At 65.9% G+C, this 15,432-nt stretch carries 20 protein-coding genes; 17 read left to right on the top strand and 3 right to left on the bottom strand.

Annotated elements, in window-relative coordinates:
- The first annotated feature begins 8 nt into the window (after window positions 1-8).
- Genes eno through truD form a run of 5 tightly spaced genes read left to right on the top strand, consistent with a single transcriptional unit; the run spans window position 9 to window position 3,857 of the window.
- Window positions 9-1,313 carry a phosphopyruvate hydratase gene (eno, locus tag G7079_RS10590; protein WP_166057271.1) on the top strand — a complete coding sequence of 435 codons (1,305 nt, stop codon included), beginning with the start codon at window positions 9-11 and terminating at the stop codon, window positions 1,311-1,313.
- Window positions 1,314-1,352: 39 nt separating this feature from the next.
- Complete coding sequence (gene ftsB / locus G7079_RS10585) at window positions 1,353-1,667, top strand: cell division protein FtsB (RefSeq protein WP_166057270.1); 315 nt, start codon at window positions 1,353-1,355, stop codon at window positions 1,665-1,667.
- Window positions 1,664-2,350, top strand: a complete 687-nt coding sequence (gene ispD / locus G7079_RS10580; protein ID WP_166057269.1) for a 2-C-methyl-D-erythritol 4-phosphate cytidylyltransferase — start codon at window positions 1,664-1,666, stop codon at window positions 2,348-2,350. The genes ftsB and ispD overlap by 4 nt, the downstream gene beginning before the upstream one ends.
- A complete protein-coding gene (ispF, locus tag G7079_RS10575; protein WP_166057268.1) occupies window positions 2,350-2,829 on the top strand; it encodes a 2-C-methyl-D-erythritol 2,4-cyclodiphosphate synthase in 480 nt (159 codons plus the stop codon). The genes ispD and ispF overlap by 1 nt, the downstream gene beginning before the upstream one ends.
- Window positions 2,826-3,857: a tRNA pseudouridine(13) synthase TruD gene (gene truD, locus G7079_RS10570; protein WP_166057267.1), complete on the top strand. Its 1,032-nt coding sequence runs from the start codon at window positions 2,826-2,828 to the stop codon at window positions 3,855-3,857. The genes ispF and truD overlap by 4 nt, the downstream gene beginning before the upstream one ends.
- On the opposite strand, the gene G7079_RS10565 is transcribed toward truD, so the two are convergent.
- Window positions 3,854-4,420: a Smr/MutS family protein gene (locus tag G7079_RS10565; protein ID WP_166057923.1), complete on the bottom strand. Its 567-nt coding sequence runs from the start codon at window positions 4,418-4,420 to the stop codon at window positions 3,854-3,856. The two genes, truD and G7079_RS10565, sit on opposite strands and share 4 nt — an antisense overlap.
- 69 nt (window positions 4,421-4,489) lie before the next feature.
- On the opposite strand from G7079_RS10565, the gene surE reads away from it, so the two are divergent.
- The 4 genes from surE to G7079_RS10545 are packed head-to-tail and all read left to right on the top strand — an operon-like array spanning window position 4,490 to window position 7,339.
- Window positions 4,490-5,269, top strand: coding sequence for a 5'/3'-nucleotidase SurE (gene surE / locus G7079_RS10560; RefSeq protein WP_166057266.1), 780 nt, complete (start codon window positions 4,490-4,492; stop codon window positions 5,267-5,269).
- Complete coding sequence (locus tag G7079_RS10555; protein ID WP_166057265.1) at window positions 5,266-5,946, top strand: protein-L-isoaspartate(D-aspartate) O-methyltransferase; 681 nt, start codon at window positions 5,266-5,268, stop codon at window positions 5,944-5,946. Before surE ends, G7079_RS10555 begins: the two co-directional genes overlap by 4 nt.
- Window positions 5,943-6,557: a YqaA family protein gene (locus G7079_RS10550; protein ID WP_166057264.1), complete on the top strand. Its 615-nt coding sequence runs from the start codon at window positions 5,943-5,945 to the stop codon at window positions 6,555-6,557. The genes G7079_RS10555 and G7079_RS10550 overlap by 4 nt, the downstream gene beginning before the upstream one ends.
- A gap of 8 nt (window positions 6,558-6,565) precedes the next feature.
- The gene (locus G7079_RS10545) at window positions 6,566-7,339 is read left to right on the top strand and encodes a peptidoglycan DD-metalloendopeptidase family protein (RefSeq protein ID WP_166057263.1); all 774 of its coding nucleotides are present in this window, start codon (window positions 6,566-6,568) and stop codon (window positions 7,337-7,339) included.
- 1 nt (window position 7,340) lies between these two features.
- On the opposite strand, the gene G7079_RS10540 is transcribed toward G7079_RS10545, so the two are convergent.
- Window positions 7,341-7,712 (bottom strand): MTH938/NDUFAF3 family protein, encoded by a 372-nt coding sequence (locus G7079_RS10540; protein WP_166057262.1) that lies wholly within the window; start codon window positions 7,710-7,712, stop codon window positions 7,341-7,343.
- A 20-nt stretch (window positions 7,713-7,732) separates the two neighbouring features.
- On the bottom strand, window positions 7,733-8,038 hold the full coding sequence (gene yhbY, locus G7079_RS10535) for a ribosome assembly RNA-binding protein YhbY (RefSeq protein WP_166057261.1): 306 nt from the start codon (window positions 8,036-8,038) through the stop codon (window positions 7,733-7,735).
- A gap of 70 nt (window positions 8,039-8,108) precedes the next feature.
- Here yhbY and rlmE point away from each other — a divergent pair, with 70 nt between their 5' ends.
- The 8 genes from rlmE to hfq all read left to right on the top strand — a co-directional run bounded on the left by rlmE (window position 8,109) and on the right by hfq (window position 15,405).
- Window positions 8,109-8,771, top strand: a complete 663-nt coding sequence (gene rlmE, locus G7079_RS10530) for a 23S rRNA (uridine(2552)-2'-O)-methyltransferase RlmE (protein ID WP_166057260.1) — start codon at window positions 8,109-8,111, stop codon at window positions 8,769-8,771.
- Window positions 8,772-8,787: 16 nt separating this feature from the next.
- A complete protein-coding gene (gene ftsH, locus G7079_RS10525) occupies window positions 8,788-10,689 on the top strand; it encodes an ATP-dependent zinc metalloprotease FtsH (protein ID WP_166057259.1) in 1,902 nt (633 codons plus the stop codon).
- A gap of 70 nt (window positions 10,690-10,759) precedes the next feature.
- Window positions 10,760-11,653, top strand: coding sequence for a dihydropteroate synthase (gene folP, locus G7079_RS10520; protein ID WP_166057258.1), 894 nt, complete (start codon window positions 10,760-10,762; stop codon window positions 11,651-11,653).
- A 76-nt stretch (window positions 11,654-11,729) separates the two neighbouring features.
- Window positions 11,730-12,074 (top strand): hypothetical protein, encoded by a 345-nt coding sequence (locus G7079_RS10515; protein ID WP_166057257.1) that lies wholly within the window; start codon window positions 11,730-11,732, stop codon window positions 12,072-12,074.
- Window position 12,075: 1 nt separating this feature from the next.
- The gene (locus G7079_RS10510; RefSeq protein WP_166057256.1) at window positions 12,076-12,522 is read left to right on the top strand and encodes a cytochrome c; all 447 of its coding nucleotides are present in this window, start codon (window positions 12,076-12,078) and stop codon (window positions 12,520-12,522) included.
- 86 nt (window positions 12,523-12,608) lie between these two features.
- Window positions 12,609-14,027, top strand: a complete 1,419-nt coding sequence (locus G7079_RS10505) for an amino acid permease (RefSeq protein WP_166057255.1) — start codon at window positions 12,609-12,611, stop codon at window positions 14,025-14,027.
- A 19-nt stretch (window positions 14,028-14,046) separates the two neighbouring features.
- Window positions 14,047-15,009, top strand: a complete 963-nt coding sequence (gene miaA, locus G7079_RS10500; RefSeq protein ID WP_166057254.1) for a tRNA (adenosine(37)-N6)-dimethylallyltransferase MiaA — start codon at window positions 14,047-14,049, stop codon at window positions 15,007-15,009.
- Between the two features lie 138 nt (window positions 15,010-15,147).
- On the top strand, window positions 15,148-15,405 hold the full coding sequence (hfq, locus tag G7079_RS10495) for an RNA chaperone Hfq (protein ID WP_166057253.1): 258 nt from the start codon (window positions 15,148-15,150) through the stop codon (window positions 15,403-15,405).
- The last annotated feature ends 27 nt before the right edge of the window (window positions 15,406-15,432 follow it).

Below are 15,432 nucleotides of genomic sequence, written 5' to 3'. Positions count from 1 at the left end.
TACTGCCCATGACCACGATCGCTTCCGTCCACGCCCGCGAAATCCTCGACAGCCGCGGCAATCCCACGCTCGAAGCCGAAGTGACTTTGGCCGACGGCAGCTTCGGCCGCGCGCTGGTGCCATCGGGCGCATCGACCGGCACCAAGGAAGCGGTGGAATTGCGCGATGGCGACAAGACCCGCTATCTCGGCAAGGGCGTGCTCAAGGCGGTGACCAACGTCAACGGCCCGATCGCCGACATGCTCAAGGGCTTCGACGCCGCCGACCAGTACGGCCTGGACAAGCGCCTGATCGACCTGGACGGCACCGAGAACAAGGGCCGCCTGGGCGCGAATGCGTTGCTCGGGGTTTCGATGGCGGCCGCGCACGCGATGGCGGCATCGAAGAAGCAGGCGCTGTGGCAGTACATCGCCTCGATCAGCGAGCATCCGGCCGGCTGGCAGCCCACCCTGCCGGTGCCGATGATGAACATCATCAATGGCGGCGCGCACGCCGACAACAACGTCGACCTGCAGGAATTCATGGTGTTGCCGGTCGGCTTCGATTCGTTCTCCGAAGCGCTGCGCAGCGGCACCGAGATCTTCCACGCGCTGAAGTCGGTACTGAAGGGCCGTGGCCTGAGTACTTCGGTGGGCGACGAAGGCGGTTTCGCGCCCGACCTGCGCAGCAACGAGGAAGCGCTGGAAACCATCCTGGAAGCGATCGGCAAGGCCGGCTACAAGGCGGGCGAAGACATCCTGCTCGGCCTCGACGTGGCCTCGAGCGAGTTCTTTGAGAACGGCAAGTACAACCTCACCGGCGAGGGCAAGCGCCTGACCTCCGAGCAGTTCGTCGACTTCCTCGCCAACTGGGCCGCGCAGTACCCGATCATCACCATCGAAGACGGCATGGCCGAAGACGACTGGGCCGGCTGGAAGCAGCTGACCGAGCGTCTGGGCAACAAGGTGCAGCTGGTCGGCGATGACCTGTTCGTGACCAACCCGCGCATCTTCAAGGACGGCATCGAACAAGGCGTGGCCAACGCGATCCTGATCAAGGTCAACCAGATCGGCACTCTCAGCGAAACGCTGGAAGCCATCGCCATGGCCGATCACGCCAAGTACGCGGCGATCGTCTCGCACCGTTCCGGCGAAACCGAAGACACCACCATCGCCGATATCGCGGTGGCGACCACGGCGACCCAGATCAAGACCGGCTCGCTGTGCCGTAGCGACCGTGTGGCCAAGTACAACCAGTTGCTGCGCATCGAACAGCAGCTGGGCGCCAATGCGCGCTATGCCGGGCGTTCGGCATTCGTGTCGCTGGCGCGCTGACGGAACCGCGCGCCGGTGAAGCCATCGCGCCTGCTCTCAATGAGCATGTTGTTGCTGCTGCTGGTCGCGTTGCTGGCCTTGCTGCAATACAAGCTGTGGTTCGGCAACGGCGGCCAGCGCGAGGTCGAAGCACTGCAGGCGCAGGTGGCAAAGCAGGAAGCCGAAAACCTCAAGCTGCAGCAGCGCAACGAAGCGCTCAAGGCCGAGGTGGAAAACCTGAAATCCGGCGAAGCCGCGGTGGAAGAACGTGCGCGCAGCGAGCTGGGCATGGTCAAACCGGGCGAGACCTTCTACCGGGTGATCGAGGACGGCAAACCGCGGTCCGCGCCACCAGCGACGGACACGCAGCAATGACCTGGGCGCTGCTGCCCGCCGCCGGCAGCGGCCGTCGCTTCGGCGGCGAGGTGCCCAAGCAATACCTGCACGCTGCCGGAAAACCACTCATCGAACATGCGCTGGATACGCTGCTGTCGCATCCGGCCATCGATGGCGTGGTGGTCGCGCTGGCCGCAGGCGATCCGCTGTGGCCGGGTTGGACGTCATTGCATGGCAAGCCGATCGTGACCTGCATCGGTGGCGGCGAGCGCGCCGATTCCGTGTTCGCGGCATTGCAGGCTTTGCCCGATGGCGTCGCCGACGACGAGCTGCTGCTGGTGCACGACGCCGCGCGTCCGAACCTGTGTGCAGGCGATATCGACAACCTGGTCGATGTCGCCAATGCCTGCGCCGACGGCGCAATCCTCGCCGCGCCGGTGCGCGACACGCTCAAGCGCGCGGACGAGGAAGTGCGCATCGTCGCGACCGAGTCGCGCGCGAACCTGTGGCGCGCGCTGACCCCGCAGGCCTTCCGTCGCGGCGTGCTGCGCCGCGCGCTGGAACGCGCGAAAGTCGATGGCGTCATCGTCACCGACGAAGCGATGGCGGTCGAACGCCTTGGCCTGCATCCCGCGCTGGTCGAAGGCCGCGAGGACAATCTGAAAGTCACCACGCCCGCCGACCTGGCGCTGGCGGAATTCCTGCTGGCGAGGACGAAGTAATGGACATCCGCATCGGTCAGGGTTTCGACGTGCACGCGTTCGGCGATGGCGACCATGTGATGCTCGGCGGCGTGCGCGTGCCGCATGCATTTGGCGTGCTGGCGCACAGCGATGGCGACGTGGTCCTGCATGCGCTGTGCGATGCCATCCTCGGTGCGCTGGCGCTGGGCGATATCGGCAGGCATTTTCCGCCTACTGATGAGCGCTGGAAAGGCGCCGACAGCCGTGCGTTCCTGCGCCATTGCGACAGCTTGATCCGCGAGCGCGGCTGGCGGGTCGGCAATTGCGACATCACCGTGATCTGCGAACGGCCGAAAGTCGGCCCGCACGCACAGGCGATGCGCGAAGCGATGTCTTCCGACCTCGGCATCGATGTGGATGCGGTCAGCGTGAAAGCCACCACCACCGAAACGCTGGGCTTTACCGGTCGCGGCGAAGGCATTGCCGCACAGGCGATCTGCCTGCTGGTGCGCCTGTGACCGAGCTTGCGCGCGCCCACGGCGCGCCGGTGCTGGCCGCGCGCATGCGCAGTACGCCGGAGGATTTTTTCGTCGAGGAACTGTCGGGTTTCGACGCCAGCGGCGCGGGTGAGCACCTGCTGCTGACGGTCGAGAAGCGCGGCATGAACACCGCGTTCGCTGCGAAGCGCATCGCTGAGTGGGCCGGTGTGGACGAATCGGCGATCGGCTATGCCGGACTGAAGGATCGCCATGCAGTGACGCGGCAGCGCTTCACGGTGTGGTTGCCGAAGAAGATCGCGCCGGATATCGACGCATTGCAGTCCGACGAACTGCGCGTACTCGAGCATGCCTGGCATGCGCGCAAGCTGCCGCGTGGTGCGTTGGCCGGCAATCGCTTCGTGTTGCTGCTGCGTGAAGTCGAGGGCGAGCGTGCCGCCATCGAAACACGACTGCAGGAAATTGCCGTGGGCGGCGTGCCGAACTACTTCGGCGAGCAGCGCTTCGGGCGCGGCGGCAACAACGTGCAGCAGGCGGTGGCGATGTTCGCCGGCCGCCGGGTCAAGCGCGAGGAACGCACAATGTTGTTGTCGGCCGCGCGTTCGGAATTGTTCAATCGTGTGCTGGCCGCGCGCGTCGAAGCTGGCAGCTGGAACGCCGCACTCGATGGCGAGGTGTGGATGCTCGACGGCAGCCGCAGTGTGTTCGGGCCTGAAGCCTTCACCGATGAACTGCAGGCGCGGCTGGCCGCGTTCGACATCCACCCGAGCGGTCCGCTGTGGGGCGAAGGCGAGTTGCGCAGCGTCGATGCTGCGCGTGAGGTCGAGCTGGCTGCGATGCAGGGCGATAGCGCAACGCGCCTGCGTGGCGGACTGGAACGCGCGGGACTGAAACAGGAGCGTCGTGCATTGCGGCTACGGCCACAGGACTTGGCGTGGCGTTGGCTGGACGACGGCGCACTGGAACTGGGTTTTTCGCTGCCGCCCGGATGCTATGCGACCGTGGTCTTGCGCGAGCTGGGCGACATCACCGACGCCGCCTCGTCCTAGCGTTTTTCCAGCAAGACCAGCACAGCGCCGGTGCCGCCTTGCGCCGTCGGCGGCGAATGAAAGGCCAGCACGTCGGCGCGATGCCGCAGCACGCGATCCACCAGGTTCTTCAGCACCGGCAGGCGTTCTTCCGAGTTCCGCCCCTTCCCATGCACGATGCGCACGCAGCCGACGCCGTGCGCGCGACAGTCGCGCAGGAATTCCCGCAGCAGCGATTCGGCGGCCTGCGCGGGCAGGCCATGCAGGTCCAGTTCCTCCTGCGCCGAGTACTCGCCGCGCGCCAGGCGTTTCAATAGCAGCGGCGAGACCTCGTCGCGGCGATAACTGAGCACGTCGCCGGCTTCCAGTGCGGCGATCACCGCATGCTTGAATTCGTTGCTGGCGGCATCTTCGTCGCGGCGGGCCATCTTGGCCGAGGGCCTGGGTTTCGGTGCGGCAGGTGGCGGTGGCGCGGCGGGCAGGGCGCGTACCTTGCCGCGATCAGCGCCGATCGCCTCGCGGAACAGCGCGGCATCGTCCAGTTCGTCGTCGGGCGGGGGGGTTTTCGCACTGGTGCAGGGTATCGCAGCGGCCTTCCGGTATCATCGCCGCATGCAGAATGTTTCGATGCCCGCCGTGGACAGGATGTAACGATGCGGGTTCTGGTCAGCAACGACGACGGCGTCGACGCCCCCGGCATCAAGGCCTTGGCCAAGGGCCTGCGCGAAGCAGGCCATGAGGTGCTGGTGGTCGCGCCGGACCGCGACCGCAGCGGCGCCAGCAATTCGCTGACGCTGGATGCGCCGATCCGGGTGGTGCAACTCGACGAACATACGTGGAAGGTCTACGGCACGCCCACCGACTGCGTGCACGTGGCGATCACCGGCATGCTGGAGATCGAGCCGGACATCGTGGTCTCCGGCATCAACAACACCGCCAACCTCGGCGATGACGTGATCTATTCGGGCACCGTCGCCGCAGCGATGGAAGGCCGCTTCCTGGGCCTGCCGGCGGTGGCGATGTCATTGGTCACCGCCGACCACAAGGGCCTGCACTACGAAACCGCGGCACGCGCGGCGGTGGAGATTGTCGAACGCTTGCGCACCGATCCGCTGCCGGCCGACACCATCCTCAACGTCAACGTGCCGGACCTGCCGTGGAGCGAGATCCGCGGCTTCGAAACCAGCCGCCTCGGCCATCGGCATCGCGCCGAAGCCTGCGTCCCGCAGCAGGATCCACGCGGCCGCCAATGGTGGTGGATCGGCGCCGCCGGCCCCGAGGCCGATGCCGGCCCCGGCACCGATTTCAACGCCGTGCGCAGCGGGCATATCGCGATCACCCCGATCCACGTCGACCTCACCCGTTACCAGGCGCTGGAACAGGTGGCGAGCTGGGTGGGTGGCTTGGCCGAAACGCTGGAGCACAAGGCGTGATCTCGCGCCTGCGCCTGCAGCCCGCCGATGTCGGCATGGGCATGACCAGCCAGCGCGTGCGCGACCGGCTGATCGAGCGCTTGCGCGGCAACGGCATCGTCGACGAACGCGTACTCAATGCGATCCGCACGGTGCCGCGCCATCAGTTCGTCGATGAAGCGTTGGCGACACGTGCCTACGAAGACACCGCGCTGCCGATCGGCCATGGACAGACCATTTCGCAGCCGTGGGTGGTGGCGAAGATGACCGAGGCGCTGCTGGAAACCTCGCCGAAGACGGTGCTGGAAATCGGCACCGGCTCCGGCTACCAGGGCGCGGTGCTCGCGGCGTTGGGCCTTGAAGTGTTCACCGTCGAACGCATCGGCGACTTGCTGCGCAACGCGCGCAAGCGCTTCCGTTCGCTTGGCCTGCACGTACGCAGCAAGCATGACGATGGCCGCATCGGTTGGCCGGAGGAAGGACCGTTCGACGGCATCATCGTCACCGCTGCCGCGCCGGCATTGGTGGAGGCGCTGACCGCGCAACTCGCGCCCGGCGGCACGTTGGTCGCGCCGGTCGGAGGTGCCAATGGGCAGTCGCTGCTGCGCCTGCGCAAGAGTGCGGATGGAAATATCGAACAACAGGATCTCGGGCCGGTGGTGTTCGTGCCCTTGCTGTCGGGGATGACCGATCAATGAAGCTCTTCGGGCCGATGTATGAGCGCACCCTGCGATGGGCGCGGCATCGCAATGCCACCTGGCTGTTGGCGTTCCTCAGTTTCATCGAGGCGATCTTCTTCCCCATCCCGCCGGAAGTGATGCTGGCACCGATGTGCCTGGCCCAACCCAAACGCGGGTTCTGGTTCGCCACGATCAGCCTGGCTGCTGCGATGTGCGGTGCGGTGATCGGCTATTACCTGGGGCATTACGCGTGGCAGGCGGTGCAACCCTTGTTGGGCAAGCTGGGCATGCTGGCGTCGATCGAGCACGGCATCGAAGTGGTTCGCGCGAAGAGTATCGAATCGCCATGGGCGGTGTTCTGGTTCCTGGTCCTGGCCGGGTTCTCGCCGATCCCGATGAAGGTCTTCACCTGGTCCAGCGGGATCGTGGGCGTGCCGATGCTGCCGTTCATGGCCAGCATGCTGGTCGGCCGCGGCAAGCGTCTGTACCTGGTGGCGCTGGCCATCCGCATCGGCGGCGAGCGCGCCGAACGCACCCTGCACAAATACATCGAACCCATCGGCTGGAGCGTGCTGGTGTTGATGGCCGTTGCGGTCGGTTGGCTCCTGTTGCGGGGGCATGGGGCATGATGCGGCACATGCGCACGCATCGACTCCTCATCGCCTGTTGCATCTTCGCCCTGCTGGCCGCTTGTGGTCGCAGCCACGTCACCCGTGAATCCGGTTCGCATTCGCGCAACACGCGCGTGCCAGCAGGCGAGCGTCCGATCCGCGTGTCGCAGCCGAAATACGGCGCCACTGCCATCGTGCAGCGTGGGCAAAGCGTGTATCGGATCGCCACTGAAAATGGCCTGACCGCGCTCGACCTGGCGCTGTGGAACGACATCCCGCCCCCCTACATCATCCATCCCGGCCAGCGCTTGCGCCTGTATCCGGGTGGACAAGGGAGTGTTGCCGCGACGCGTCCGGCCACGCCATCGTCGAAGCCGGCAACGCCGTCCGTATCGAAACCGGTACCCGTCGTCATTCCCGCCACCAGCAACATCAGCTGGCGTTGGCCGGTGGATGGCGGCGTGATCGAGACCTATGCCGGTGGCGATCCCACTCGCCAGGGCATTGATATCGGCGGCAAGAGTGGACAGCCCGTGCGTGCCGCCGCGGATGGCGTGGTGGTGTATTCGGGTTCCGGCCTGGTCGGTTACGGCGAGCTGGTGATCATCAAGCACAACGACCAATGGCTGTCCGCGTATGGCCACAATCGCGCGCGACTGGTCAACGAAGGTCAGGTGGTGAAGGCCGGACAGCAGGTCGCCGAGATGGGCCGCAGCGGCGCATCGCGCGACATGCTGCATTTCGAGATCCGCTACAACGGCAAGCCGGTGGATCCGCAGCAGTATTTGCCGAGGCGCTGAGTTAGGCGAAAACGAATCCGGCGACCACTCGCCGCCCTTCGCCCGCCAATACCGAATAGGTGCGCGCTGCGGCAGCATTGGTCATGACTTCGATGCCGATCCCGCGTTGCAGGCAGGCGGCCATCACGACGGCAGGCGGGAAGCGTTGTTGCGCGCCGGTGCCGAGCACGAGGAGCTCCGGCGCGAGTGCGAGCAGGGCATCGAGGTCGGATGGCACCATCGCAGCAGCATCGTGCACCGGCCAGTCTTCGACCAGCGCATTGGGAGCGATCACGAAGCTGCGTTGCAGGCGGCGATCGTTGACCAGTGCGCCGTTGCCGTCGGCACCGCGCAGGAAGTACAGGTAATCCGGGCGTTCGAGGTTGAGCTGCATCGCGCCGAAGGGTAGATGGGTTAAGCGCGCGGCAGCACGATGTGCCGCTTGTCCTTGCTCGGCCGGTACAGCACGGCGGTATGGCCGATGCGCTGCACCAGCGCGGCGTCGGTGCGTGCGGCCAGCTCGGCGATCATCGCGTCGCGGGTGTCGCGGTCGTCCGCGGCCACCTTGATCTTGATGAGTTCGTGGTGCTCCAGCGCGCCATCGACCTCGGCCGCCAGTGCGTCGCTGATGCCCTTGCCGCCGACTTGCAGCATCGCCTTCAGGTCATGGGCCTGCCCTCGCAGGAAGCGGATCTGGGCGTTGGTCAGGTCGACTGGCATGCGGCACGAAGAAGGACGGGAACAGCAGGCAGGGTATCATGGCGACCCATTCCCCCAGGCTTCCGCGGCCGTGGCGACCCGCAGCAAATCCAGCCAGCGCTGGCTCAAGGAACATTTCTCCGACCCCTACGTGAAGAAGGCGCAGGCGGAAGGCATGCGCTCGCGCGCGGCCTACAAGCTGGAGGAAGTGGTGGAGCGCGACCGCCTGCTCAAGCCGGGCATGGTGGTGGTGGACCTGGGCGCAGCCCCAGGCGGCTGGTCGCAATGGGTGCGGCAGGAGCTGGACCAGATGGAGCGCAGCCTGCCGGAGACCGCCAAGCGCGGCCGGATGATCGCCAGCGACATCCTGGAGATGCCCTCGCTGGCCGGGGTCGACTTCCTTCATGGCGACTTCAGGGAGGATGCCGTCCTATCCAAGCTGCTGGACATGCTGGATGGCGACAAGGTCGACCTTGTCTTGTCCGACATGGCCCCCAATAAGAGTGGAATGGATGCGGTGGACCAGCCGCGCGCGATGCACCTGGCGGAACTCGCCATGGACTTCGCCGATGGCCAGCTCCGCACCGGTGGCACGTTCCTGATCAAGCTGTTCCAGGGAACCGGTTTCGATGAATACGTGCGGGAACTGCGGCGGCGTTACGCCAAGGTGGTGATCCGCAAGCCGGCGGCCTCGCGCAAGCGGTCGCCGGAGGTCTACGCGCTTGCACAGGGCAAGCTTGCGCACATGAAGTAGGAAGCAGAAGGCTCACATGAACGATCTTGCGAAGAATTTGCTGCTCTGGGTGGTCGTCGCCGTCGTGTTGATGGTGGTGTTCCAGAGTTTCTCGCCGAAGCTAGCGGGCGCCGGCCAGGACGTGGTCTATTCGCAGTTCGTGCAGGACGTGCAGAACGACAAGATCAAGACGGTCGATATCGCCAGCGACGAGCGCACCGTGAAGTTCGTGCGCAACGACGGCACCCCCGGCACCACCACCGCACCGGTGCGCGACCGCGACCTGATCAACGACCTGATCGAGCACAAGGTCGAGATCAAGCAGGCGCCGCCGGATTCAGGCGTCTCCTTCTGGTCGCTGGTGCTGAACTTCCTGCCGGTGCTGCTGATCATCGGGTTCTGGCTGTTCATGATGCGGCAGATGCAGGGCGGAGGTGCCGGCGGCAAGGGCGCGATGTCGTTCGGTCGTTCGCGCGCCAAGCTGCTCAACGAAGACCAGATCAAGGTCACCTTCGCCGATGTCGCCGGCTGCGACGAGGCCAAGGAAGAAGTGTCCGAGCTGGTCGAGTTCCTGCGCGACCCTTCCCGCTTCCAGAAGCTGGGCGGCAAGATTCCGCGTGGCGTGCTGATGGTCGGCCCGCCCGGCACCGGCAAGACCCTGCTGGCCCGCGCCATCGCCGGCGAAGCCAAGGTGCCGTTCTTTTCGATCTCCGGTTCCGACTTCGTGGAGATGTTCGTCGGCGTCGGCGCTAGCCGCGTGCGCGACATGTTCGAGCAGGCGAAGAAACAAGCGCCGTGCATCATCTTCATCGACGAGATCGACGCCGTCGGCCGCCATCGCGGTTCCGGCATGGGCGGCGGCCACGACGAGCGCGAGCAGACCCTCAACCAGATGCTGGTGGAGATGGATGGTTTCGAAGGTGGCGAGGGCGTGATCGTGATCGCCGCGACCAACCGCCCCGACGTGCTGGACAAGGCGCTGCTGCGCCCGGGCCGCTTCGACCGCCAGGTGATGGTGGGCCTGCCGGACATCAAGGGCCGCGAGCAGATCCTCAAGGTGCACATGCGCAAGGTGCCGCTGCACGACAACGTGCGCGCGGACGTGCTGGCGCGCGGCACCCCGGGTTTCTCGGGTGCGGATCTGGCCAACCTGGTCAACGAGGCCGCGTTGTTCGCCGCGCGCCGCAACAAGTCCCAGGTCGACATGCAGGATTTCGAGGACGCCAAGGACAAGATCTACATGGGGCCGGAGCGCCGCAGCATGGTCATTCGCGAGGAAGACCGTCGCAAGACCGCCTACCACGAGTCCGGCCATGCCGTAGTGGCGATGACGCTGCCCGGCGCAGACCCGGTGCACAAGGTCACGATCATGCCTCGCGGTTGGGCGCTGGGCGTGACCTGGCAGTTGCCGGAGCACGACGAATTCAGCAAGTACAAGGACAAGATGCTGGAGGAGATCTCGATCCTGTTCGGCGGTCGCCTTGCGGAGGAAATCTTCGTCGGCCAGATTTCCACCGGTGCTTCCAATGACTTCGAGCGTGCCACCAAGCTGGCGCGCGGCATGGTCACCAAGTACGGCATGTCCGACGTGCTCGGCACCATGGTCTACGCGGACGACGATGCCGGTTTCGGCGTGCACAACAAGACCATTTCTGAGGCGACGCAGCAGAAGGTCGATGCCGAAATCCGCCGCATCCTGGATGAGCAGTACGGGGTGGCGAAGCGCATCCTCGAAGACAGGCGCGACATCGTCGAGGCGATGACCAATGCGCTGATGGAGTGGGAAACCATCGACGCCGAGCAGGTCAAGGCACTGATGGAAGGCCGCACGCCCAACCCGCCTGCAGGCTGGGTTGAAAAGCCTGGAAAGGGTGGCGACAAGGACGATTCGTCGTCGCCCACCGCGCCGGTACTGGTCGAGCCTTCGCCGCAGACCTGATCGGCAGCCTTGCCGTCGATCCGCGAAAAGGCCAGAGTCCGCTCTGGCCTTTTTCATTGGTGGCGATGCGATGTTCGATACCAGCCTGCACCTCGACTGCAATGGTCGCATCCTGAAGCTGGATGCGCCGCGGGTGATGGGCATCGTCAACACCACGCCGGATTCGTTCTCCGATGGCGGCGATCATTTCGATGCCAATGCAGCCATCGCGCATGGCCTGAGGCTGGCGGAGGAAGGTGCGGCGATCCTCGATATCGGCGGCGAATCGACGCGGCCGGGTGCGCAGGACGTTTCCATCGAAGAAGAACTGCGGCGCACGATCCCGGTGATCGAGGCGTTGGTGAAGCAGGTCTCGATCCCGATCAGCATCGATACCAGCAAACCCGACGTGATGCGTGCAGCAGTCGCTGCCGGCGTGGGCATGATCAATGACGTGTACGCACTACGCCGCGATGGCGCGCTGGATGCAGCGGCGGAGCTGCGCGTACCGGTGGTACTGATGCACATGCAAGGTGAGCCGCGCAGCATGCAGGCGAACCCCGACTACGATGATGTGGTGGGCGAGGTGCATCGCTTTCTGGCCGAGCGGATTTTCGCAGCGGAAATGGCTGGCATCGCCAAGAAGCAGATCGTGGTCGATCCGGGCTTCGGCTTTGGGAAAACCTCGCAACACAACCTGCACTTGCTGGCGCAATTGCAGCGCTTCAGCGAACTCGGCGTGCCGGTGCTGGCCGGTCTGTCCCGCAAGAAAACCATCGGCGAACTGACAGGCCGCGACGACCCGCGCGAACGCATTTCCGGATCGGTTGCCGCGCACCTGATTGCCGCGCAACGTGGCGCGATGCTGCTGCGCGTGCACGACGTGGCGGCTACGGTGGATGCGTTGAAGGTTTGGAATGCGGTAGCGGCTGTGCCGATGCCGCGCGTCGAGACAAAGCCGACGATCGCCTGGCCTGAGGACTGAGCTGGCCGCTCCCACGGATTCGGCGCGTTTCCCCGGGAGGCAGATGCATTCGGGGGGAACGATGCGAAATACGGGCTTGATCGCGCTGCTCCTGCTAGCCGCCTGCGGCAAATCGCCATCGCCCGAACAACAGGCGCCCGTTGCCAAGGTCGCAGTAGCCCCGCAGGGCGATCCGATCGAGGGCGCGCGCGTGGCCAGGCGAGTGGGTTGCGACGGCTGCCACTCGCAGGGCGGCAAGGGCGGTGGCATGGATATCAAGACCCCGCAGGGTGACAGGATCGTGGCGCCCAACCTCACCCAGCGCCGCGCGCTGTACGACGACCCTGGCCTGGTGCGGCTGTTGCACGAGGGCAAGACCCACGACGGCCACCGCGCGTTCGGCATGCCCATCTACATGTTCCAGCACCTGAGCCGAGCATGAAGTGCGGGACATCACCGCATGGTTGCGTGGCCTGCCTGCGGCAGACAATCCCGGCTTGGCCGAGAGCGTGGTGTCGCCGACGACCTTGCAGCAGATCAAGGACGGCACCTTCGCGTACGAGGATGACGACAAGCCCGACCCCGGCAACCGGCCGCCACCGACGCGGCCAACCGAGTCGCTGGCGCTGGGCCGGCACCTGGCGCTGACGTCCTGTTCGGAATGCCATGGCCGCGACCTCAACGGTTGGGGGCCCGACGATCCGACGCCTTCGCTGGTGGTCGCCAAGGCCTACACGCCGGAACAATTCGTGCGCTTGATGCGCACCGGCGAGATCTCGACTGGCGGAAAATCGAAGACCGGTTTCATGAGCGAAGTCGCGGCCTATCGGTTTTCGGTGCTGACCGATGCCGAGATCGAGGCGCTGAAGCAGTACCTCGACTCGCGCTGAAGTCGGCGCTGCGCTGCATCGCACATCGCATTGCCGGCGGCGATGGCCCACACTGTGCGCATTCCAACCGACGATGCAGGGATCCCATGCAGGCATGGCTGCGGCGCAAGGACATCGACCAGGTCACCGTGCACGAGGAAGGGCGGCGGCTGGTGCCCACACTGAGCTGGCCGCACTTGGTCGCACTAGGCATCGGCGCCATCGTCGGCACCGGCATCTACACGCTGATCGGCGTGGGCGCGAACCTGGCGGGGCCGGCGGTGCTGCTCTCGTTCCTGGCCGCCGGCATCGTCTGCGCCTGCGCGGCGCTGGCCTATGCCGAGATGGCGACAATGATGCCGGCCGCCGGCAGTGCCTACACCTACAGCTATGCGGTGCTCGGCGAAGCCATCGCCTGGATCGTGGGCTGGAGCCTGATCCTGGAATACACGCTGGTAGTGAGCACGGTCGCAGTCGGCTGGTCGGGCTACTTTGTCGGCTTCCTGCAAGGTCTTGGCGTGCATCTGCCCACCGCGTTGACGGTGGGGCCGCATGCCGGCGGCGTGCTCAACCTGCCGGCGATCTTCATCACCTTTGCCGTGGCCGGTTTGCTGATCGCCGGCACCCGCGAGAGCGCTACGCTCAACGCCTTCCTGGTGGGCGCGAAACTGATCGCGCTGGCAGTGTTCGTGGCGATCGCGCTGCCTGCTTTCGATGCATCCAACCTGCAGCCGTTCATGCCGTTCGGTTTTGCCGAATCCATCGGCGCGGATGGCACCAAGCACGGGGTGATGGCGGCGGCGGCGATCATCTTCTTCGCCTTCTATGGGTTCGATGCGATTTCCACCGCGGCCGAGGAAACCAAGAACCCGGGGCGCGACCTGTCGATCGGCATCGTCGGTTCGATGATCGGCTGCACCCTCATCTACATGGTGGTGGCGTTGGCCGCGGTCGGCGCGATGAGCTACACCGTGTTCGGCCAGAGCCCGGAACCGCTGGCGCTGATCATGCGCGAGCTCGGCCACGGTGCGGCGGCGAAGATCGTCGCGGCGGCGGCGGTGGTTGCGCTGCCGACGGTGCTGCTGGCGTTCTTCTACGGGCAGAGCCGCATCTTCTTCGTGATGTCGCGCGACGGCCTGCTGCCGCGCGGCCTGTCCAAAGTCGGCAAACGCGGCACGCCGGTGGCGATCACCGTGTTCACCGCGATCGTCACTGCATCGCTGGCCGGCGTGGCACGCCTCGATGAAATCGCCGCGCTGGCCAATGCCGGCACGCTGGTGGCGTTCGTCGCGGTGGCGTCCTGCATGCTGGTGCTGCGCAAGCGCGACCCGGATCGTCCGCGCGTGTTCCGCGCGCCGCTGGCCTGGCTGATCGGGCCGCTGGCGATCCTGGGCTGCATCTACCTGTTCGCAAGCCTGCCGACCAAGACCCAGTTGTGGTGCCTGTTGTGGAATGCGTTCGGCATCCTGGTTTATCTGCTGTATGCGCGCCGCAACAGCCTGTTGGCGAAGGGACACGACGCCTGATCCGGATGCGCGCACGGTGATGAGCGGCGACACGCGCCCGCGCGCCATCGCGCTGCTGGGGCCGACTGCCTCGGGCAAGAGCGCGTATGCGCTGGAGCTCGCGCAGCGGCTGGATGCCGAAATCGTCAGTGTCGATTCCGCGCTGGTCTATCGTGGCCTGGACATCGGTGCGGCCAAGCCCACGCGCGAGGAGCTGGCGCAGGCACAGCACCACCTGATCGACGTGCGTGAGCCGTGGCAGCCGTATTCGGCGGCGGAGTTTGCGGCGGATGCGAAACGCGCCATCGACGGCATCGTGGCGAACGGCAAGCTGCCGATCCTGGCTGGTGGCACCGGCCTGTATTTTCGCGCGCTGCTGGAAGGGCTGGCGGACATGCCCGAAGCGGATGAAGCGATGCGTGCGGTGATCGCCACCGAGGCGGACGAGCGCGGTTGGGTGGCTCTGCACGCGCAACTTGCGCAGGTCGATCCCGCGGCCGCGGCGCGCATCCACGCCACTGATGCGCAGCGTATCCAGCGCGCGCTGGAGGTGTATCGGCTGAGCGGCAAGCCGATCAGCGATTGGCAGCGCGAAGCGAAACGCACGCGATTCCCGTTGAAGGTGTTGAAGCTCGTGTTGTCGCCACCGGATCGCGCGGTGTTGCACGAACGCATCGAGCAGCGTTTCGACGCGATGCTGGAAGCGGGGTTCCTCGATGAGGTTCGTGCGTTGCGCGCCTTGCCGGCGCTGGCCGCGCACCCGCATCCGCTCGATCTTCCCGCGATACGCGCAGTCGGTTATCGGCAGGCCTGGGAATACCTGGATGACGCCAGCGATGCCGCCACGTTCCGCGAACGCGCCATCGCCGCCACCCGCCAGCTGGCCAAGCGCCAGTTCACCTGGTTGCGCGGCGAACTGGACGCGCAGTGGTTCGATCCCGTGACCCAGCGCACGCAACTGGATGCGGCGGTGGCCGGTTTCCTCGGCAACGGTCGCGCGTAACCGGATCGGCTGCGTTACCATCGGCCTGCGCCCCCCGAAACGGGGCGGGCGCGGGGCCGGGGGAATGCCATGCGGCATCTGGCCCACGAATACAAAACAACAACATGCTTCATCGAAGCGGCAGCAGTGGGGAAACATATGTCCAAGGGGCAGTCTTTGCAGGATCCATTCCTGAACGCATTGCGGCGCGAACGCGTGCCGGTCTCGATCTACCTGGTCAACGGCATCAAGCTGCAGGGCACGGTCGAATCCTTCGACCAGTTCGTGATCCTGTTGCGCAACACGGTCAGCCAGATGGTCTACAAGCACGCGATCTCCACCGTGGTGCCGGCGCGTAACGTGCGCGTGGGCCCGACCGGCACCGACGCGGACGACGAAGCCGCTGACGAGGCCTGATCGGCTCCTGACGCGGGCCGCCCGGTC

The sequence above is a fragment of the Thermomonas sp. HDW16 genome, from assembly GCF_011302915.1.
Classification (GTDB): domain Bacteria; phylum Pseudomonadota; class Gammaproteobacteria; order Xanthomonadales; family Xanthomonadaceae; genus Thermomonas.
The sequence above is the reverse complement of the archived record's forward strand: the minus strand, read 5'-3'. Positions and strand labels throughout refer to the sequence as shown.